At 56.1% G+C, this 18907-nt stretch carries 18 protein-coding genes; 6 read left to right on the forward strand and 12 right to left on the reverse strand.

All coding sequences use genetic code 11. The features are described 5' to 3' along the window. Positions 1–36: 36 nt before the first annotated feature. Both AKJ29_RS09280 and AKJ29_RS09285 read left to right on the forward strand, forming a co-directional pair. Entirely contained in the window at positions 37–618 is a 582-nt protein-coding gene (locus AKJ29_RS09280; RefSeq protein WP_055190116.1) for a cupin domain-containing protein, read from the forward strand. A gap of 10 nt (positions 619–628) precedes the next feature. Then, the gene (locus AKJ29_RS09285; RefSeq protein WP_055190118.1) at positions 629–1735 is read left to right on the forward strand and encodes a CaiB/BaiF CoA transferase family protein; all 1107 of its coding nucleotides are present in this window, start codon (positions 629–631) and stop codon (positions 1733–1735) included. Between the two features lie 347 nt (positions 1736–2082). Here the strand turns inward: AKJ29_RS09285 and AKJ29_RS09290 are convergent, their stop codons facing one another. The 11 genes from AKJ29_RS09290 to AKJ29_RS09340 all read right to left on the reverse strand — a co-directional run bounded on the left by AKJ29_RS09290 (position 2083) and on the right by AKJ29_RS09340 (position 15067). Continuing rightward, positions 2083–3396 (reverse strand): TRAP transporter large permease, encoded by a 1314-nt coding sequence (locus AKJ29_RS09290; protein WP_055190120.1) that lies wholly within the window; start codon positions 3394–3396, stop codon positions 2083–2085. 41 nt (positions 3397–3437) lie between these two features. Next, complete coding sequence (locus tag AKJ29_RS09295; RefSeq protein ID WP_055190122.1) at positions 3438–4013, reverse strand: TRAP transporter small permease subunit; 576 nt, start codon at positions 4011–4013, stop codon at positions 3438–3440. After that, a complete protein-coding gene (dctP, locus tag AKJ29_RS09300) occupies positions 4013–5029 on the reverse strand; it encodes a TRAP transporter substrate-binding protein DctP (RefSeq protein ID WP_055190124.1) in 1017 nt (338 codons plus the stop codon). The genes AKJ29_RS09295 and dctP overlap by 1 nt, the downstream gene beginning before the upstream one ends. Before the next feature lie 475 nt (positions 5030–5504). Then, complete coding sequence (yghU, locus tag AKJ29_RS09305) at positions 5505–6365, reverse strand: glutathione-dependent disulfide-bond oxidoreductase (protein ID WP_055190125.1); 861 nt, start codon at positions 6363–6365, stop codon at positions 5505–5507. Between the two features lie 153 nt (positions 6366–6518). Continuing rightward, positions 6519–8663 carry an ATP-binding protein gene (locus tag AKJ29_RS09310; protein WP_055190127.1) on the reverse strand — a complete coding sequence of 715 codons (2145 nt, stop codon included), beginning with the start codon at positions 8661–8663 and terminating at the stop codon, positions 6519–6521. A 45-nt stretch (positions 8664–8708) separates the two neighbouring features. After that, positions 8709–9098, reverse strand: coding sequence for a response regulator (locus AKJ29_RS09315; RefSeq protein WP_055190129.1), 390 nt, complete (start codon positions 9096–9098; stop codon positions 8709–8711). Positions 9099–9744: 646 nt separating this feature from the next. Continuing rightward, positions 9745–10935, reverse strand: a complete 1191-nt coding sequence (locus AKJ29_RS09320; protein ID WP_055190131.1) for an FAD-dependent oxidoreductase — start codon at positions 10933–10935, stop codon at positions 9745–9747. A 120-nt stretch (positions 10936–11055) separates the two neighbouring features. After that, positions 11056–12372, reverse strand: a complete 1317-nt coding sequence (locus tag AKJ29_RS09325) for a TRAP transporter large permease (RefSeq protein WP_055190133.1) — start codon at positions 12370–12372, stop codon at positions 11056–11058. Positions 12373–12374: 2 nt separating this feature from the next. Beyond that, positions 12375–12875, reverse strand: a complete 501-nt coding sequence (locus AKJ29_RS09330) for a TRAP transporter small permease (protein ID WP_055190135.1) — start codon at positions 12873–12875, stop codon at positions 12375–12377. A 69-nt stretch (positions 12876–12944) separates the two neighbouring features. Further along, positions 12945–13919, reverse strand: coding sequence for a TRAP transporter substrate-binding protein (locus AKJ29_RS09335; RefSeq protein WP_055190137.1), 975 nt, complete (start codon positions 13917–13919; stop codon positions 12945–12947). A gap of 23 nt (positions 13920–13942) precedes the next feature. After that, entirely contained in the window at positions 13943–15067 is a 1125-nt protein-coding gene (locus tag AKJ29_RS09340; RefSeq protein WP_055190139.1) for an FAD-dependent monooxygenase, read from the reverse strand. Positions 15068–15267: 200 nt separating this feature from the next. On the opposite strand from AKJ29_RS09340, the gene AKJ29_RS09345 reads away from it, so the two are divergent. Continuing rightward, on the forward strand, positions 15268–16056 hold the full coding sequence (locus tag AKJ29_RS09345) for an IclR family transcriptional regulator (protein WP_055190141.1): 789 nt from the start codon (positions 15268–15270) through the stop codon (positions 16054–16056). Here the strand turns inward: AKJ29_RS09345 and AKJ29_RS19655 are convergent. Beyond that, a complete protein-coding gene (locus tag AKJ29_RS19655; protein WP_161805394.1) occupies positions 16053–16253 on the reverse strand; it encodes a hypothetical protein in 201 nt (66 codons plus the stop codon). The genes AKJ29_RS09345 and AKJ29_RS19655 overlap by 4 nt on opposite strands. 337 nt (positions 16254–16590) lie before the next feature. Between AKJ29_RS19655 and AKJ29_RS09350 the strand changes: the two genes are divergently transcribed. The 3 genes from AKJ29_RS09350 to AKJ29_RS09360 are packed head-to-tail and all read left to right on the forward strand — an operon-like array spanning position 16591 to position 18904. After that, positions 16591–17133, forward strand: coding sequence for a cupin domain-containing protein (locus tag AKJ29_RS09350; RefSeq protein WP_055190143.1), 543 nt, complete (start codon positions 16591–16593; stop codon positions 17131–17133). Between the two features lie 14 nt (positions 17134–17147). Continuing rightward, entirely contained in the window at positions 17148–17993 is an 846-nt protein-coding gene (locus AKJ29_RS09355; protein ID WP_055190145.1) for an alpha/beta fold hydrolase, read from the forward strand. Beyond that, positions 17990–18904 carry a VOC family protein gene (locus AKJ29_RS09360; RefSeq protein WP_055190147.1) on the forward strand — a complete coding sequence of 305 codons (915 nt, stop codon included), beginning with the start codon at positions 17990–17992 and terminating at the stop codon, positions 18902–18904. The genes AKJ29_RS09355 and AKJ29_RS09360 overlap by 4 nt, the downstream gene beginning before the upstream one ends. Positions 18905–18907 lie beyond the last annotated feature (3 nt).

The following is an 18907-nucleotide window of genomic DNA, read 5'->3' on the forward strand; positions in this document are numbered from 1 at the left end:
CCCAATCTGGCAAAAAGCGATGAAAGGACCCAATCCATGGTGGACGAATTTGACGTTGGCGCCCGTTTGAAGCAGCTAAGACAGCAATTCAACATGTCTCAAAGGCAGCTCGCCGAATCCGCAGGCGTGCCACACGGGCAGATCTCAATGATCGAAACCAACAGATCCAGCCCGTCCGTCGCAAGTTTGCGCAAAATTCTGGGCGGCTTCGGAATTTCCATGTCAGAGTTTTTTGAACCCGACGCAACAACAACCTCACAAAACTTCTTCACACCCGCTGAACTCAGAGACCTCACGTCCCTCCTCTACCAGGGAAACGAAGCCGCACAGAAAAAAATAACCCTCAAACAGGTCGGAGACGCAAAACTCCACGGCCTCCAGATCCTACACGAAAGATACGAACCCGGCGCCGATACAGGCGAAACCATGATCGAACATGACGCAAATGAAGGCGGTATCGTCATCGAAGGCGAACTCGAAATCACCGTCGGACCAGAAACCAGAACCCTCAAAGCCGGCGACGCATACCTCTTCAACTCAAAAGAACCACACAGATTCAAAAATAACTCCGACAGAGTATGCAAAGTCATCTCAGCTTGCACTCCACCATACCTATAAAGGACCTCACATGACCCCACTCGCCGGACTAAAAGTTGTCGAACTTGCCCGAATTCTCGCGGGCCCCTGGATTGGCCAGTCGCTTGCCGACCTGGGCGCAGATGTCATCAAGGTGGAGAGCCCGGCAGGCGATGACACCCGCAAATGGGGGCCTCCGTTCATTGAACGCGACGGCGACAAAAGTGCTGCCTATTACTATGCCGCCAACCGTGGCAAGGACTGTGTGACGTGCGATTTCCGCACCCCCGAAGGGCAGGCGCAGGTGCGTGAGCTGATCCGGGATGCAGATATTCTGATCGAGAATTTCAAGGTCGGCGGGCTTGCCAAATACGGGCTGGATTATGACAGCGTGAAAGATCTGAACCCGCGCCTGATCTACTGCTCGATCACCGGGTTTGGGCAGGATGGCCCCTATGCCAAGCGGGCGGGGTACGATTTCCTACTGCAGGGCATGTCAGGGCTGATGTCGATCACTGGCGAGCCGGATCGTCAGCCCCAGAAAGTGGGGGTCGCGGTCACCGATATCGTGACCGGACTTTATGGCACCATTGGCGTGCTGGCCGCAGTTGAGCAACGCCACCGCACCGGCAAGGGCCAGCATATCGACATGTCCCTTCTGGATTGCGCCACGGCGATGCTGGCCAATCAGGCGATGAATTATCTGGCCACAGGTGAAAGCCCCGAGCGGCGCGGGAACGCACATCCGAATATCGCGCCCTATCAGGTTCTGCCGACAGCGGACGGGCATTTCATTCTGGCCGTTGGCAATGATGGGCAGTTCCAACGGTTCTGCGAGGTGATCGACCGCGAAGACCTGCGGGAAAATCCCGATTTTGCCACCAATCAGCTGCGCGTTGAGAACCGGGAGGTTCTGACGATCGAAATCGAGCAGGAAACGCAGAAATGGCAAAAGGCCGATCTTCTGGACGCGCTGGAGGCCGCCACGGTGCCCGCTGGCCCGATCAACTCGATCGGTGAAGCATTTGACGACGCTCAGATCAAACACCGGGGCATGGAAATTGCACCGGAAGGGGTGCGTGGGGTGCGTGGACCCTGGGTATTTTCGGATGCGAGCCTGGCACTGGACAAATCGGCACCCGTCTTGCCGAAACCCTGACCCTGCCCCCCAAAAAAAACGAGCATAAGGCCGGGCCATTCCGCCCGGCCTTTTTTTGGTCCTGCGGAAATGAGCGCAGAGCCAGAAAACTAGTTTTCTAGTTTTCTAGTTTTCTAGTTTCCTAGTTTCCTAGTTTCCTAGTTTCCTAGTTTCCTAGTTTCCTAGTTTCCTAGTTTCCTAGTTTCCTAGTTTCCTAGTTTCCTAGTTTCCTTCGAAATCCACCTCACCTCCCAAAACCACAACAAAAAAGGCCGCCCGCCTGAGAACAGGACCGAGCGGCCAGTTATGGGAGTGTCTGAACAGACACAGGCCGGCGCCACGGGGCGCAGCGCCGGATCTGGTTTGGCTTAGAACAACAGGTTCGGCAGCCAGAGGGCGATTTCCGGGAAGGCCACGACCAGCGCCAACCCGATGATCTGCAGCACCACAAAGGGCAATGCCGCTTTGTAGATATCCACGATGGTGATCTCAGGCGGCGCCACAGAGCGCATGTAGAAAAGGTTGTATCCAAACGGGGGCGTCAGATAGGCCGACTGCATCGACAGGATGAACAGCACCGCAAACCAAGTGGTATCAAAGCCAAGGTCACGGACAATTGGCACAAAAAGCGGCACCGTGATGAACACGATCGCAAAGTCATCCAGAAACATGCCGAGCACAAAGTAGGTGGCCAGCATGGCAATGATCACCCACATTGGCGACAGGTCAAAATCTTCGATCAACTCGCCGACAATCTGCCCGGCCCCCAGCCCCACATAGATCTTCGAAAAGAACACGGCCGCGATGGTGATCCACATCAGCATGCCCATCAGCTTGGTGGTGGTCAGCATCACATAGCGCAGCATGTCCCAGCTGAGACGGCGCTGGATCCCGGCAATGACCAGCGCGCCGAACGCCCCAATCGCAGAGGCTTCGGAGGGTGAGGTTACACCACCGATAATACAGCCCAGAACGGTGACAATCAGGATACCCGGCGCGATCAGGAAACGCAGCGACAGGAATTTCTCTTTGGCCGAGAACTGCTCTTCTGCCGGGGGACCCATAAGCGGGTTAATACGGCAACGCACGAGGATATAGGCAATATATATACCGGCCAGCATCAGGCCCGGCACAAGGCCCGCGGCAAAAAGCTTGCCCACGCTGTCACGCGACAGGAAGGCATAGATGATCATCAGAACCGAAGGGGGGATGAGAAAGCCCAACGCACCCCCGGCCATGATTGTCCCGGTCACAAGCTTGCTGTCATATCCGCGCTTCAGCATCGCCGGCAGCGCAATGATCCCCAGCGACACAGTTGCCGCCCCGGACACGCCAGCCATGGCCGCAATCAGCGCACAGATGATCACCGTACCGATGCCAAGCCCGCCGGGCAGACGGCCCATCAGCTTGTGAATCATTTCAAACAGGTCGTCGGTAATACCCGATCGCTGCAGCACCAACCCCATGAAGATGAACATTGGCAGGGCCACGAGAAGGAAATTGTCCATCGCCGAGAAGGTTGAGGAAATCAGCAGGTCCAGCCCGCCATCCCCGTAAATCATCCAGGCGCTGCCCACGCCGCAAATGGTCAAGGCCCAGGCCAGCGGCGCGCCCAGCGCCATCAGCCCCAGCATCGACAAAAACATGATCGCAGTGATCGTAAGGGGATCCAGATCCGCCATTTTACACTCCCAACCGGGGCCCGTTCCGCCCCTTTTTCGTATTAGTCTTGCGCCTCGGGTACATATTCCGGGTCGGTCTGCGAACTGTCTTCGCCATCGCGCGGATCTTCGAAATCAATCCCCAGCATGGTCAGGAAGGCACGCAGGAACTCGGCCAGGTTCTGCAGCCAGACCAGCCCGACAGCCACCGGGATCACCGTCTTGATCGGATAAAGCGCCGGCTGCCAGATCGACTTGTTCGAATATTCGCGCACCGCCCAGCTTTCGGCGGCAAACTCCACCGCCATGACAAAAAAGATCCCCATGACCAGCAGGCCGATGGCAAAAATGATCACGTCACAGGTGGCGCGGGCGCGCTCGCCCAACATACCCCAGATCACCTCGGAGCGCACATGTCCGCCATGGCGCAGCGTGAAGGCACCTGCGAGAATGCAGAAACCGCCATAGAGCATCGTCGACATTTCATGCGCCCAGATCGTGGGCGAATTAAGGAAATAGCGTGCGATAATTTCCAGCATCAGCACGGCAATCATCGCAAGCGTCAACCAAGAAATGGCCCGTCCGACGAACTCGGACAGGCCATCTTGAATGACAAGATATCTTGTCACCCAACCCATTACAGGCGCCCTTGGGCCTTCGCATTGGCAACCAGAGCGTCAATGAACTTCTGGTTACGCGGGCTGCGGGCGGCTTCTTCCTGCCACACGCCTTGTGCGGCCTGGGTCAGCGCTTTGCTGTCCGCATCCGGCAGGGTGGCGTATTGGAACGTGCCTTCAGCCACGCCTTCATTGCCATCAGCCAGCCACTGGTGGATGTCGTCGGCAAACTGCTGGATCGCGGTTTTCAGGATGTCCTTATGCTCATCCGAAAGCTTGTTCCAGCTGTCGGGGTTGGCAAGGAAGGTTTCGGTCCACCCCGGCATCAGCATGTTCATGAAGGTATAGTTGGTGGCGGTCTCGTGCAGTTTCAGCTGCTCGTATTCCACCGGGCCACCGTAGATCGCACCGTCGATCACGCCGGTCGACATGCCGATGTAAAGTTCCTGCGCAGGCAGGTAAACGGTCGGGATGTCAAAGGCCGACAGAACCTTGGCCACGTTCGAGGTGGCGCGGATCTTGCGGGTCTTCAGATCTTCCAGCGAGGTCACCGGCTCTTTGGTCAGCAGGTCGTAGTTGTGGCCATAACCTTTGCCCAGATAAACGGTGCCCGCTTCGGCATAGGCCTCAGTCAGCAGCGCGTCCACTTCGGCGCTTTCGAACAGGCCCTTGGCCTCTTCCACGGTTGCCCACGCGCCCGGCAGACCAGCTTCGATATTGCCCACGTCAATCTGACCCGACCAGTAGCCACCAGTGCCGTGCACGATGTCGACGGTGCCCTTGGCAACAGCATCTGCAAACTGGTCCGAAGCCACCAGCTCGCCACCGCGGAAATACTGGATCCGCAGCGTGCCGTTCGAGGCCTCCTTGACCGCATCACGGAACTTCTTGGCGATCGGGTCGATCTCGGTGCCATAGAAGGTGTGGAACCGCAGGCGCACGGTGTCAGCCGACGCGGTGGTTGCAACGGTGGCCAGGGCGGCAGCACCAGCCAGCGCACCAAGGGCCGCGCGGCGCGTAAAGGTTGTGAAAGTCATTTTGTCTCCTCCCGAGGCAAGGCCTCACAGTCTTCAGGGATACCGTCCGGTCACGCAGAGCTGCAGGCCGGTATGCCTCCGGCTCCTACAGTATCCCGCCGCCGCCGCGCAATATTTTAAGCACCTTACGCGGCGTTTTTGCGCAATTTAATGCGCACTTTTGATCAAAAGAGACGGGTGTGTTTTTATAATATTTTTTATTTTCAGAGATTTAACCTGAAACCTAACGAATTACTGCAAGTTGTCTTTTTGCGATTTCCCACGCTGAATTCGCCCAAAATTATCGCATTATTTACCCCGTGTCACGATTCGAACCCTGATTGACATCCCCCAGGTAAATTTCGTTATCGCAAACAGAAACACCCTGAACCGTCAGGCTCAGGGTGCGATTGGGGAACCTCAGGCGTTTCGGCTCAATCCTGAGACACATATTTTCCTCGAAACACCCGGATCAGTGATACCCTCTTGCTGCGTTTCAGGTCACGTCGCCCTGGCTGAGTCGCTCGAAATCCGACGCGTCATGGCGTTCGTGCAGCTGCTCCTCTTCCGGGCCCCAGGTTCGGTTCACAATACGACCGCGCTGAACGGCGGGACGCTTCAGAATGTCTTCCGCCCAGCGCCGCAGATGCCTGTAGCTTTCGACCTGCAGGAACTCCCCCGCGCCATAGGCCTGCCCCAGCACAAGGTTGCCATACCAGGGCCAGGTCGCGATATCGGCAATTGTATAGCTGTCGCCACCAAGGAAACGATGCTCTGCCAGCTCGCGGTCCAGCACATCCATCTGCCGTTTGACCTCCATCGTAAAGCGATTGATGGGGTATTCGTATTTTTCTGGCGCATAGGCGTAGAAATGCCCGAAACCGCCGCCCAGAAAGGGGGCCGATCCCTGCAACCAGAACAGCCAGTTCATGACCTCGGTCCGATGGGACAGATCTTCTGGCAGGAAGTGGCCGAATTTCTGGGCGAGATAGAGCAGAATGTGACCGCTTTCAAACACGCGGGTCCCGGTGCCGCGGTCGAACAACGCGGGAATTTTCGAGTTTGGGTTCACCGCCACAAAACCGGAGGAGAACTGGTCACCCTCGCCGATGCGGATCAGGTGGGCATCATACTCCGCCCCCGCAACGCCCAGCGCCAGCAGCTCTTCCAGCAAGATGGTGACCTTCTGACCATTTGGTGTGCCCAGAGAGTAAAGCTGGAGCGGGTGGACACCGACTGGCAATTCCCTGTCATGAGTGGCCCCGGCAATGGGTCGGTTGATCTTGGCCCATTCCCCCCCGTTTTCCTCATCCCAGACCCAGACCTTCGGCGGTTCATATATGTCTTTGGGTGCCATTGGTTCTCCTTACCACGTCCGTGACCAGCATCTGGGCTGGCGGCTGCTTTACACGTAAGATATGGAACGCCCCGGCCCAAAGGCAATGTCAGAGCATGATACCGCTGGGAAATACGCTGACAAATCCGTGCAATCCCAACCGGCCAACAGGGGTCAGGTTTCTGACTGTCTCAGCACATCCGCCAGAACCGGGAGGAGCTGTGACGGTCGGAAAGGCTTTGTCACAAACGGGAAATCCACCAGTTCTGGAAACCCCGCATCCGCAGGCGAAATGGAAAAGCCGCTCATCATGATTGCCTTGAGGCCCGGCTGGATATCCGCCAGCGCGCGATAGGTTTCCCAACCGTTCCGGCCCGGCATGGTGATGTCGATCAAGGCACAATCAAACGGCCCTTTGCTGCGCATCAGGACCAGCGCGCCCTCGCACCCTTGCGCGACAAACGGGGCATATCCCGCCTTGGTCAGAGAGGTTCTGAGCATCGCCCCCAACACCTCTTCGTCATCCACCACCAAAACCTTCTGCGCACGCGCCACGCCCCCCTGCGCCGCATCATCCACACATGTCGTGCTCTCAGCCCCGGCAGACGGCGCGGCCGCCAGCGGAAAGGCGAAGCGGAACGTGGTCCCCTGCCCTTCCCCTGTGTCCAGCATGATCGACGCCCCATGGGCGCGGGCAATCCCCAGCACCGCCGCCATCCCCAGCCCCTTGCCGTTCTCTTTGGTGGTAAAATAGGGATCAAACACTTTTGCCGCGACCTCGGGCGACATGCCCGGACCTGTGTCAGACAGCTCCAAAAGCACGCACTCCCCTTCGGTGCGGGCAGGTTCAAACACCATGCGCCCGCGCTCCTCCAATGTCAGGGGGCGGCGCTGCACCCGGATTGTGATGCGACCCTCTCCTTCGGCCATGGCCTCCATCGCGTTCAGCACGAGGTTCATCAGCAACTGGGCAATCTGCGTCTTGTCCGCCTGCACCCAGAGTGGCTGTTCGGGCAGCTCCAGCTGCAGGTCAAATTGCGTCGCTGAAAAGGGCAACAACCGCAGCGCCTCTCGGATCGTCTCTCCCAATTGCACCGGCTCCATCTGACCGGCGCCCGCCCCTTTGGCGTAATCCAGAAGGCGCCCCACAAGGCTGGTTGACGCCTCCAGGCACGAGCTGATCACATCAAGGCTGTTGCGCGCCGGATGGTCCGGTTCCAGCACGTCCAAAGCAAGCTCCGAATGCCCAACCATACTGGCCAGCAAATTGTTGAAATCATGCGACAGGCTGCTTGCCATCAATCCCAGACTTTCGGTCTTCTGTTTGATCAGAAACGCAGCCTCCGCCGCACGGCGCAGCTGATCCGACTGGTGGCGACGCAGCTCGGTCTCAACCCGATGCACAAGCAGCCGCAACAAATCGCTCTCTCCCAATCGTTCCGACATATGCCGGTCGTTTAGCAAAGCAACGTGACCAATGACCTGCCCCTCCGCATCATGCAAAGCAATTCCCAGATAAGCCTGCACCCCCTGTTCGGCAAAGGCGGGCTGATTGGGAAACATCTGCTGCAACCCCTCTTCAATCAGGAGTTTCCTTTTCTTCCGCAGCCCTTTGCAAGGCGACCCCTCATAAGGCACCAGCACCCCCTGAAGCGCGGGCACATCCACCCCGGCAAGGCAATATCCGAGGATACGGAAATGGTCGGGATCCCTATCGACACATTCGGCAATAAACACTGTTTTCAGCGCCAGCGCCGCCTGCAAGCTGGCAGCCAGCTGTGGAAACCGCGCCTTGCTGTCATCCGCCTCTGCGTCCTGCAAAAGCGCACTTAGCGTCGCGATCTTTCCGCGCATTTCCAGCTCATACCCCAGACGGGCCGAAAATCGCTCAAGCAGCTCAAGCGCGGACTGGCTGTCATCCTCGCCGACCTTACGTTTCCAACTGGCCTGCACCAGGCCAATGATTTCGCCAACCGAGTTTCGAAGCGGCATCCCCACATAGGAGTGAAACCCGTAGCGCTGGAAAAAACTGTCATGCGGATAGAGGTTTTGCACATTGCCCAACACGACCAGAGCCCGCCCCGACACCACCACCTCATGGCAAGGTGCCCCCAGGGTTTCATACTCAAACAACGCACGATCATTGTCCTTGAACGAACTGGCACAGACCTGCACCCGCTCGGTTTCAAACATCCGAAACGCACCGATTGTGACCATCTCAGCCTGCAACTGCAGGCCCGCTAATTGCACAAACTGATCGAAAAACGCCTGACCGGAGGCTGATTGAAGCGGTGCTTCGGAGGAAAAGGGAACTGTCAAAGATGCCCCCCATGGCCGTGATATGCACCACTCATCCCCACAACCTCATCCATCCGCAAGCAAAGTCGCCTCATCCGCCAGGATTGACAGCAACCGATCCTTGGTGACCGGTTTGAAAATATTGCGCCCCACGGACAGGCTTCTTGCACGCGCAATCATCTTGGCCGCCATGATCGACGTATCCGCCCCCCCGGTCATGAAGCGTATCCGCAACGGGCGATCCACCCCGGCCAAGCCCTCAACCGCCTGGATCCCATCCAGTTCGGGCATATTGATATCCACCAGCAAAAGGGCCGCCCCCTGCGCCAACTGCACCTGATCCAGAAGCTCCCGCCCATTTGCGCAGACCACAACAGACCAGCCATCGCGCTCAGCCACCAGCTTGAGGAACAGAGCAAAATCGGAATTGTCATCTGCAATATACAGCTGCTTCATGTCAAAGAGGCCCTAACTGCGCTTACGCAACCTGAAGGATATTTCAAGATGCTATTAAAACTTTGAGATGCACAAATATGCAACCGCTTTCGACACCTGAGAGCAAATTTCCCTCTGACTGGAGCCATCATGAAAGAGCAAGGGTGTCTGACATCACCAACAACTGTTTCTCTGGCGTTCCCTGTCAGGTAACCGGCCAACCATGCGACGACCGACAAGACTGTGCTCGAAGAAACCAAAACTTTTCGGTCCGTCATATCCGAAATCGTAAGGCGCCCGTGAATATACCCTATTCCTAAGAGAAATAGCACTATCACGCGCCTTAAAGCGTTTCGAGATTAACTTGAGACACAAGTTGATTTCGAAACGCCCGCAACATCAGTAGGTTTCGAGTGTTTCGCCTCATTATTGTGCCTCAATAACAAGTCGAAACACTTTAAAAGAAAGACGCCTGATCTTGGTCTAAGTGCTTCAGATAGAACGTACCAAGCCTCAATCATTCATCCGTACCTTCGCTGGAAGCATCGTCTGTCAAATGTGCAGCATGGGAGGTTAAGATTGCTCTTCGGATTGCTGGGGGCGAAACTTGCCGCTGCGTTTGGGGCGGCATTTCATGCCGTTTGACACGCCGCCGCCCTGTTTTTTTTCATACCGACAGAATTTTTGTTTCGGCTTCTGCGTTCAGCTCGGCCAACTTATTGTAAAAAGCATCAACCGCACCCTGTGCAGTAGCGGCAAAATCCAGGAGACGCTCTTCCATGCCCTCGCTGACTTCGCGCGCGCCAGCCTCGCCAACTGCACGAGAGACATCCTGAACGAATTTGCATACCGGGAACCTGACGTCGCCGAATTTCTGAAGGGCATCCTCAACCTGGAGCGGACCAGATAGCAGGCGCGCCAGAATTATGGCGTCCTGCATCGCCATGGCACCGCCTTGCCCCATGAACGGGGTCGAGGCATGCGCAGCGTCACCGATGAGCACGACACGGCCCCGATGCCAGGGCAAGGGTATCTTGACCTCTTCGACGGCGGTGAAGATGATTTCGGATGTCTCATTCAGACCGTCCAGAAATTGACTCGCAGGGCCTGCAAACTCTGCAAAGCGCGACCGCATGGTAGCGGACCATGTTTCCTTGGGGAAAAACATGCCTTCTTCTTCTTTGACCGTGCCGAACGTATACAACAGGTCTTCACTGATCGGCATGACCCCAAACCGCTTAGCGGGCCCCATCATCATGATCTTGTCGGTCAGATCTGCGGGGCGTTCGTGGACAGAGCGCCATACGCCAAACCCCGAATAACTTGGCTGAATATCGATTCCAATCTGTGCGCGTGTGGACGACCGCAGGCCGTCAGCACCGATCACCAGATCATAGCTGACTTCGCGGCCATCCGAAAAGGTGACATCGACCTGATCACCTTTCTGGCTGATTGACGCAACTGCGGTCCCAAGATCGACCGGAACGGCGAGCTCTTCCATCCGGGTGGCCAAAACCCGGTGCAACTCAGCCCGTTTCATCCCAACGATTGCGGGGATCGCACCGTCAGCGGCAGTCGGGTAAACGGTGTTCACAATGGGCTTTCCGAGGTTGTCGTAATAGGCGTTGACCCCGCCGGGAATAGCGAAACCTGCCTCTAGTATTTCGTCCAGCACCCCCAAGTCGTTCAGAACTTCCAACCCGTTGCTGTAGATGAAGATCCCGGAACTGTGGAACGCCCATTCAGCCTGTTTCTCGGCGATCCGTACCTTGTGCCCTTCTTTCGAAAGAGCGATCGCTGCAGCACAGCCGCCAATTCCACCACCAACGATCAGTATATTCATCTGAGGTTTCGTCATTTGGTTTTCCTTTCTGGATTCGGATGTCTTCGACCAGGCAGCCCCCCTTTCCAGAGGACCGCAATAAAACTGGTTTAAGACGTGCGTATCAAGCTATCCGTCGGGCCCTGTCCGAGCGGTTTATCGGAACATCGTTTCTACAGGCCAGATCACGAGCTGCGGAAAGAAGAACAGGATCAGGATCGCCAGGATGTCACACAAGATAAAGGGCGTCGCCGCACGGTAGATGTCTTTCATCGTGGTGCCGGATGGCGCGACTGCTTTCATGACAAAAAGCGCACCTCCTAGCGGAGGCGATGTTGAACCGGTTTCGATTGCAACCAGATACATCGCCGCAAACCAGATTGGATTGAAACCGAACTGGGTCACGACGGGAATGAACACCGGCAGGGTGATCAGCATGATCGGCAGCGGTCCCATAAACATGCCGAGGATCACAACTGAGGTAATCATCAGCAGCACGACCGACGACGGACCAATATCGGTGGATACGATAGCGTTCACCATCCCATAGGTGGCCCCGGTAAATGCCAGCAACTGAGAAAATGCAACCGCACCGGAGACAATCAACAGAACCATTACGGAAATGTTGGCGCTTCCAAACATTGCCTTAGAAAAGACATTCCATGTCAACCGGCGCTTGGCTGCAGCCAGCGCAAGGGTTGCAACGGCTCCGGTCGCCGCTGCTTCGCTGGGCGTGGCAATCCCCATGAAAATCACGCCAACCACCGCAAAGACGACGATCGTGAGAGGCAGGATGTTTGTCGCCGTGGCGTAAAGTTTCTCCCCCATCGGGACAGGTTCGACATCAAACGACGGTGCAACGTCCGGTTCGACCGTACAGCGGATGTAGATGTATGCAGTGTAGATGACCGCCATCAACAAACCGGGCACGATAATCCCGATCAGGATCTTTCCGATGGAAAGCTCGGCAACAACGCCCAGTACAACCGCAAGCGAACTTGGCGGGATCATAATCGCAAGCCCTGCAGACCCCAGGATCGGACCAAGAGACATCGGCTTTTTATAGCCGCGCTTTTCCATCTCGGGCACCAAAGTCGACCCCAAGAGCGCGATAGAACCCATCGAGTTCCCGGTCAACGTTGAAAACAGAACGCCGCCACCGACGGCCATGAATGCCAGTCGACCACGCAATTTTCCAAACCATTTGTCCAGCGTATCCATCAAATCGATGGCTATGCGCGACTGGAACATACCTTCGCCCATGATCATGAAAAGAGCGATGGGCACCAACGTGAAGCTGGAAATGGAATCTGCGGTGTTAATAACCAGCTGTTCAACCCCTGCAAGCCCACCGAGAAGCACGTAGGCGCCAACCAGATTGACGACCAGAAAGGAGAAAGCTACGGGCAATCCCATAATCATCAAAAACAGGAGCGAAGCTACAACCAGCGCGATTACGCTATACCATTCCATAATCAGGTCCTCACGTCGTGCAGCGCGTCGACGCCCTGCCGGAAAAACTGAAACGCCATCAGGCACATACCCAAGGGAAGCGCTGCGGTGATCCAGAAGCTTTGTGGTGCCATCACAGTGGCTTCACGTACACCGGTTTCAATCTGATCCAGAACCACCCGAACGCCAACAATGGTCATGACGAGGCAGGCAGCGGTGCCGATCACGGCATTGAAAAGCTTTGCAAAAATCTTCAATCCGCGGCCAAGGTGATCGTAGAGGATGTCCAACATCACATGCATGTTCTTTTCCAGAAGATAGGGCGCGCCCAGAAAAGTAATGAACAATAGCGAGTATTCGCTCACTTCGATGACCCAAAGGCGAGACGTGCCAAGCATTGCCCGCGAAACGACCTCGATAAAGACGATAGCCGTGATGAAGAAGAGAATTACAGCGCCAGCAATTGCGCAGATCAGGTTGATCTGGCTGAACAGGCGCTTGGTCGTGTCATAGATATGAAGCATAGGGATACCAGCAATTGTTGGGTGGAACCGGGTTTACGCCCAGTTCCACAGGTTTCTTCGACCAAGGCCCTAGTCAACCAGCATCGCGCGCAACTCGGCTGCCAGTTCTTCACCGGCATTCTCGGCGATCACCGACCAGGCGGCGTCAATCGCGATCTTCCGGTACAGGGCGGTTTCCTCTTCAGAGAGGTCGATCCTTTGGAACCCTGCGGCCTCCATAGCGATGGCACTGGCGGCAACCTTTTCGGCCCAGATCTGCTCGATCCGAGGGGACAGATCGTCGCGAACAAAGGTGATCAGACGGCTTTGCAGGTCTTCAGGCAGTTCGTTCCAGCTCTTCTCATTGACCAAAATTGGGAAGGCCGCACGATAGACACCGGGATACACAACGGCAGAGATGACGCCCTCGAACTGCTTTTCGGCATCAATCGGGCCCTGCATAAACCCATCAATGGTGCCGCGTTCCAGAGCAGTATAGATTTCGCCAATCGGCAGAACGATCGGCGTTGCGCCCAAAGCCTCGATCAATGGCACCAAAGTCGGGAAAACCCGAATACGCTTGCCCTTGAGGTCTTCCAGTGACGAAACTGGCTCTTTCAGATAAATCAGAAAGCTCAGGTCGGTTGCCGGAACCTCTCCAAGATACACCAGCCCTTTTTCGGCATGAATTTCTGTCATACGCTCATGATAGTCGGTCGCCGCGATCTCATCGTAAGTCTTGAAAGACATATTGAGCGTCGACGAGCTTGGGATCAGGCCCGAGTAATAGCTGGGGCTGGTGAAGGTCATGTCGATGGCGCCGTTGCGAACCGCCTCAGCCTGCTTAAACGGGGGCATGACCTCAGGACCGCCGCGCCAGTTAATCTTGATTTCGTCGGCAAACTCCCGGTTGACCTCATCAACGAAGACATGGAAGCCGGCCGCAATGCTCGCTTGCTTCGGGGCAAGACTGACAGCGTTCAACTTGATCTCGTCGGCAGCAGCGACAAACGGCAGGGCCGCGAAAATCGCACCTAGCGTGATTTTTTTCAGAAATGGTTTCATTGAGTTCTCCTCCTCAGAACTACTTAGAGTGTGACGCTCCAGGCATTGTATCCATATACCCAGTCCGCGTTGCCCTGGCCCTTCATCCACTCATTCGCCAGCGAGTTTTCCTGAATCTTGGCCGTGCGGGGTTTGCGTTCCGCCTCGTATTTCTCAAGCGCGGCTGCAATGTCAGCTTTTTCCGCGCCCTCCAGACAGCGCGCAAGCACGACCGCGTCTTCAATTGCCATACACGCGCCCTGCGCCATAAATGGCACCATCGGGTGGGCTGCATCTCCCATGATCGTGGCGCAGCCTTTCGCCCATTTCGCCATCGGTTCGCGCACATGCAGGGCGGATTTCGTCACCTTGGCGCAGTTGGCCAGCAGCGCCTGCGCATCCGGGTGGAAATTCTGATACTCGGCGCGCAGTTCTTCAACATCGCCAGCCAGCGTCCAGCCCTCCTCGGTCCACCCATCCTGGGCGGTCGTCGCAAACACGAAGATCTCTTTGCCCAGCGTAAGCGGAAAGGTCACGATCTGCTTTTCAGAGGTTTCCCCCCACCACTTGGTGAAAGCGTCCGCATCCTTCAGGCCTTGCGCTTTCTCCAGAGGGAAGACTGCGCGATAGGATACGATACCGGTAAAGCGTGGATCGTCCTGCCCCCAGAGCGCTGCGCGCACAGCCGAGTGAATGCCGTCTGCGCCGACAACCAGATCAAACGCGCGCGTCTCGCCATTGCCAAAGATGACGGTCGCGCCTTGGTCCGTGGTCTGGACATCGGCAACCGGCATACCAAGGTGAATCGATTCTTGCGGCAACTGGCTCTGAAGTGAGGTCAAGAGGTCCGCGCGGTGAATGGTCAACTGAGGCGCGCCGTATTTTTCCTCGGCAGCGTCGCTCATCGGAAGGCGCGACGTTTCTTCTCCGGTTACACCGTCACGACTGATACGGAACGTCGGGCGCGCGGCAGACTTTCGAAGGTAATCTCCGACACCCAACTGATCGAGTGCGAAAACGGCATTTGGCGTCAGATTGATGTCGGCGCCAACACGGTTGAATGCGGACGCCTGCTCAAAGACGTCAACCCTGTGACCCATTTTTCTCAGCGCGATCGCTGCCGAAAATCCACCGATTCCTCCACCACAAACGGCGATATGTAATGTCATGTACCTTCCTTAACCCGTGAATGGTCTATATTGAACAGTCTGTTCACATTGTGTGCACACAAACAGTAAGTCAAGGAATTTTTCAGATTGCTCGCATCTGGCGGTACGAATTTCAAGAATGCAGTGGGAATGTCGTCGACTAGTTGCTAACCCTGAACATGATGGTCTAATCTGGTCCGATCAGAGAAAGTGGAGAACAAATGTCCGGCGAAGCAGAGAATTCTTCAGGAGGCCCGGTGGAGCGTGCCGTCAAACTGTTACGTTTCATCGGAGAAGGAAATAGTTGCAGGAATCTTTCCCGGGCCTCTAAGGAACTTGCGATCAACAGAACGACCCTGATTCGACTGATCCGCGCATTGGCAGACCACAACATGATCGAGGAAATTCAACCTGGCGCTGGCTACCGCCTGGGGCCAGGACTGATCAGCCTCGCAGCACAGGGCATTCATGGCCGGGACATTGTCCAAATGGCCCAACCCGTCCTCAGCGAACTGGTGGAAAAAACCGGCCTGTCCGCGCATCTGGGAATCCTTGACGGTACGGATATCGTCTATCTCAGCCGCGAGACACCCAACACGCATTTGGTCAGCAACGTGCGCGCCGGCTCGCGCCTGCCAGCGCATACAACATCTATCGGCCGCGCGATTCTGGCGGAATTCAGCAAAGAGCACGTAACCAAACTCTACGAAGGCCTCGATCTTGGGCAAGTATCTGGGAAATCTCCTAAATCACTCGAAGAGCTACTTGATCAATGGGAAAACGACCGACGCCTTGGCTACGCATGGAGCGAAGGTAATTTTGAACACGGCATTGGTTCCTGCGCCGCCGTCATCTTTGACGGCACCAACAAACCCGCTGGCGGCCTGAACGTATCAGGTCCGCAAGACAGGTTTTCAAGCTCGGACAAAGCCGCGACAGATTCTATAAAACTTGCGATTGTCGAGGCCGCCAGAGAGGTCTCCATCGCACTAGGGTATGCGAGGCGCTAAGCACTTTCCTCTCGGGTGTCCGGATCGAGACACCTCGGATATCCCCTCATCGGCGGCGTGCAGAATTTCAGATCAACCGTTTTTCTGCTGGCCAATTCTTCACGATGATTGCCGCCCCAGTGCTCGGTATCGGCCTGTCCGCAGGACGAACAGTCCTGGCTGAAACACCCCTCAACCACCGCCCTGCGCTTCGCCATATGAAGATCCCGCCGCCCCCTAGACGTCAAGCAGGCTTCATGGCGCCCAAGCCCGAACAGCATCCCTAAAGCGCCCGACCTTTAAGCTAAGGCAGGGCAAAAGGCGGACACCGCGCAACATATCAGCGCTCCGCGCCCCCTTGCCTGCTTCATCCGTCATTGGGACCGAATTGCAGGGAATTGAGACCTCCGCCCAAATAAAGCTCCCAACATACCACGCTCAGTATTCTGTGCTCAATCACGCCATCTCAAACCCCATTGACGGGCAATATAAAGTTGTGCTTTACAATATTCGAACACTTTGTTCATTATTGGACATACGACAAAGGAGATCATTATGACTGCACCCGAAAAATTTCCGTCGATCGAACCCGGCGACGTCGAGATCCCGGAAGGCAAAACACTTGGCGAATGGATCGAAAGTCGCGTTGCGCGCTATGAAACCCGGACGCTCGACTGGAACGCCCTGAAGTTTCAAGCCGACCATGATCCCAAGTATAAGCGCGCTCAAATGCGCTATATCGGAACCGGCGCCACCGGCGTTAAGGCTGACGACAACGTCGTCCCGGCCGAGCATTTCACCTTCTCGACCATGGTCCTGCCCGCAGGTTGCGAAGGCCCTCTTCATATCCACCGTGATGCCGAGGAAGTCTTCTTCATGCTGAAAGCGCACAAGGTGCGCCTGTTCGTCGAGCATGAGGGTGAGACCGTTGAAACCGTTCTGACCGAGCGTGACATCATCTCGGTTCCGCCGGGAGTTTACCGTGGCCTGCGCAACGAAGGCATCGAAGAAGCCCTGATGTGCGTGATGATTGGCAATCCCAAGCCGGTGACCCCGACCTATCCGGACGATCACCCTGTATCGAAACTCAAGCGCTAAGGAGTGCTTCTGGCATGGGGTCGAGCCTTGAAAAATCAGTCGGGCAATTCACGTATCTTGAACGTGAGGGTCTGGGCGTTCCCTTGGTTTTTCTTCATGGGATCGGCTCCAATGCCATGTCGTTTTCGGATATCCTGAGGCGGCTGCCAGATGGGCTGCGCGCAATTGCCTGGAACGCGCCGGGGTATCTGGATTCACAGCCATTAAGCAATGAGCATCCGCAAGCCGAAGACTATGCGGATGCTCTCGCCGACATGCTGGACCAACTGGGGGTGGCCGAGGCTATTCTGATTGGTCATTCACTGGGAACTCTGATAGCGGCAGCCTTTGCAGCAAAATATCCCCATCGGGTCAAGCAGCTCATTCTGGCTGCTTCCGCATGCGGTTATAGGGTTAAACCAGGCGAGGCGATGCCTGCCAACGTGATGGCGCGTATTGATGACCTGTCCCTTAAGGGGGGCGACGCCTTTGCGAAGGAACGGGCACCGCGTCTGGTATTTGAGCCTGTGCTCAATCCAGCCATTGTCGCCCGTATTGAATTCGACATGGCACGGGTCAATCCCAAAGGTTACGCGCAGGCCGTATATATGCTGGCGGCAGGAGACCTTGAAGCGAGCTTGTCAGCAGTGACGGTAGACACCCGGTTCATCATCGGGATCAATGATCGCGTCACACCGGAACAGCAAACACTACGTGCCGTAGCGGCATGCGCAAAAGTGGACGGCAAACCACCCGAGGTCGTCCGGATCGATCAAGCAGGTCATGCAGTGTACCAACAAAAACCGGACGAATTCGTTTCAGCGCTTTTGCGTATGGCTAATATCCAACAGGCGACTTTGGCCTCAGGAGAAAAAAAATGACAGATCAAATCCCTGCTCTGAAGCTGCGCGGCATCGTTATGCGCGCACCAGACATCACCCAAACCATAGATTTCTATACAGAAATGTGGGGCCTGCGCGCCGAGAAGTCTGGCGAGGGTATCGTTTACCTCAGCGGAACCGGGTCCGAACCGTTCATCTATGGGCTGAAGGATTCCGACAGCTACGGCATCGAATACATCCACTTCGGAACCAATGATCGTGCGGACATGGACGCCCTTTATGCTCATGCAACTGCCAAAGGCGTTGCCACTGTGGCTGCTCCAGCAGAATTTGATGACCCGATCGGCGGCTATGGATTTGAGCTGCTGGACCCGGACAACCGGCGCATCCGCTTCACGACCGACCTGGAAATGCGCAAGACCGAAGACGTATTCGCCTATCCGCGTAAAATTTCGCATGTCGTTTTGAATACGCCTGACATGGATGGCCTGCAAAAATTCTTTGAGGACACCCTTGGTTTCAAGGCAAGCGATTATTCGGCCGAGATGATGGTATTTTTGCGCTGCAGCAAGGACCACCATTCAATCGCGCTTGTGCGTGGCAAGTATCCGGCCATTAATCACGTTGCATTTGAGATGCCCGATCTTGATAGTTTCATGCGCGGCATCGGTCGGATGAAACAACAGGGACAGGTTCCCAGCTGGGGGCCCGGTCGCCATGGGCCCGGCAACAACCCGTTTGCCTATTTCGTGTCGCCATCAGGCTATGTGATCGAGTTCACCTCCGAACTGGCACAGATCGACGAGGAAAGCCACGTCGCACAAGTATGGTCACGCACTGACCCCGAAGCAATGGACCGCTGGATGACGGCAGGCCCGCCGACCACCGCACAGCGCACCATCATGGCCGGACGCCCCGATTTCGGCTTCCCTGAACTTCGCGAAGAGTAATGT

The sequence above is a fragment of the Aliiroseovarius crassostreae genome (assembly GCF_001307765.1).
Taxonomy (GTDB): Bacteria; Pseudomonadota; Alphaproteobacteria; order Rhodobacterales; family Rhodobacteraceae; genus Aliiroseovarius; species Aliiroseovarius crassostreae.

What these genes read in the sequence shown, in the direction of transcription:
- AKJ29_RS09280 (WP_055190116.1), top strand. Translation starts at nt 37, where the DNA reads ATGGTGGACGAATTTGACGTTGGCGCCCGTTTGAAGCAGCTAAGACAG.
- AKJ29_RS09285 (WP_055190118.1), top strand. Translation starts at nt 629, where the DNA reads ATGACCCCACTCGCCGGACTAAAAGTTGTCGAACTTGCCCGAATTCTC.
- AKJ29_RS09290 (WP_055190120.1), bottom strand. Translation starts at nt 3,396, where the DNA reads ATGGCGGATCTGGATCCCCTTACGATCACTGCGATCATGTTTTTGTCG.
- AKJ29_RS09295 (WP_055190122.1), bottom strand. Translation starts at nt 4,013, where the DNA reads ATGGGTTGGGTGACAAGATATCTTGTCATTCAAGATGGCCTGTCCGAG.
- dctP (WP_055190124.1), bottom strand. Translation starts at nt 5,029, where the DNA reads ATGACTTTCACAACCTTTACGCGCCGCGCGGCCCTTGGTGCGCTGGCT.
- yghU (WP_055190125.1), bottom strand. Translation starts at nt 6,365, where the DNA reads ATGGCACCCAAAGACATATATGAACCGCCGAAGGTCTGGGTCTGGGAT.
- AKJ29_RS09315 (WP_055190129.1), bottom strand. Translation starts at nt 9,098, where the DNA reads ATGAAGCAGCTGTATATTGCAGATGACAATTCCGATTTTGCTCTGTTC.
- AKJ29_RS09320 (WP_055190131.1), bottom strand. Translation starts at nt 10,935, where the DNA reads ATGACGAAACCTCAGATGAATATACTGATCGTTGGTGGTGGAATTGGC.
- AKJ29_RS09325 (WP_055190133.1), bottom strand. Translation starts at nt 12,372, where the DNA reads ATGGAATGGTATAGCGTAATCGCGCTGGTTGTAGCTTCGCTCCTGTTT.
- AKJ29_RS09330 (WP_055190135.1), bottom strand. Translation starts at nt 12,875, where the DNA reads ATGCTTCATATCTATGACACGACCAAGCGCCTGTTCAGCCAGATCAAC.
- AKJ29_RS09335 (WP_055190137.1), bottom strand. Translation starts at nt 13,919, where the DNA reads ATGAAACCATTTCTGAAAAAAATCACGCTAGGTGCGATTTTCGCGGCC.
- AKJ29_RS09340 (WP_055190139.1), bottom strand. Translation starts at nt 15,067, where the DNA reads ATGACATTACATATCGCCGTTTGTGGTGGAGGAATCGGTGGATTTTCG.
- AKJ29_RS09345 (WP_055190141.1), top strand. Translation starts at nt 15,268, where the DNA reads ATGTCCGGCGAAGCAGAGAATTCTTCAGGAGGCCCGGTGGAGCGTGCC.
- AKJ29_RS19655 (WP_161805394.1), bottom strand. Translation starts at nt 16,253, where the DNA reads ATGGCGAAGCGCAGGGCGGTGGTTGAGGGGTGTTTCAGCCAGGACTGT.
- AKJ29_RS09350 (WP_055190143.1), top strand. Translation starts at nt 16,591, where the DNA reads ATGACTGCACCCGAAAAATTTCCGTCGATCGAACCCGGCGACGTCGAG.
- AKJ29_RS09355 (WP_055190145.1), top strand. Translation starts at nt 17,148, where the DNA reads ATGGGGTCGAGCCTTGAAAAATCAGTCGGGCAATTCACGTATCTTGAA.
- AKJ29_RS09360 (WP_055190147.1), top strand. Translation starts at nt 17,990, where the DNA reads ATGACAGATCAAATCCCTGCTCTGAAGCTGCGCGGCATCGTTATGCGC.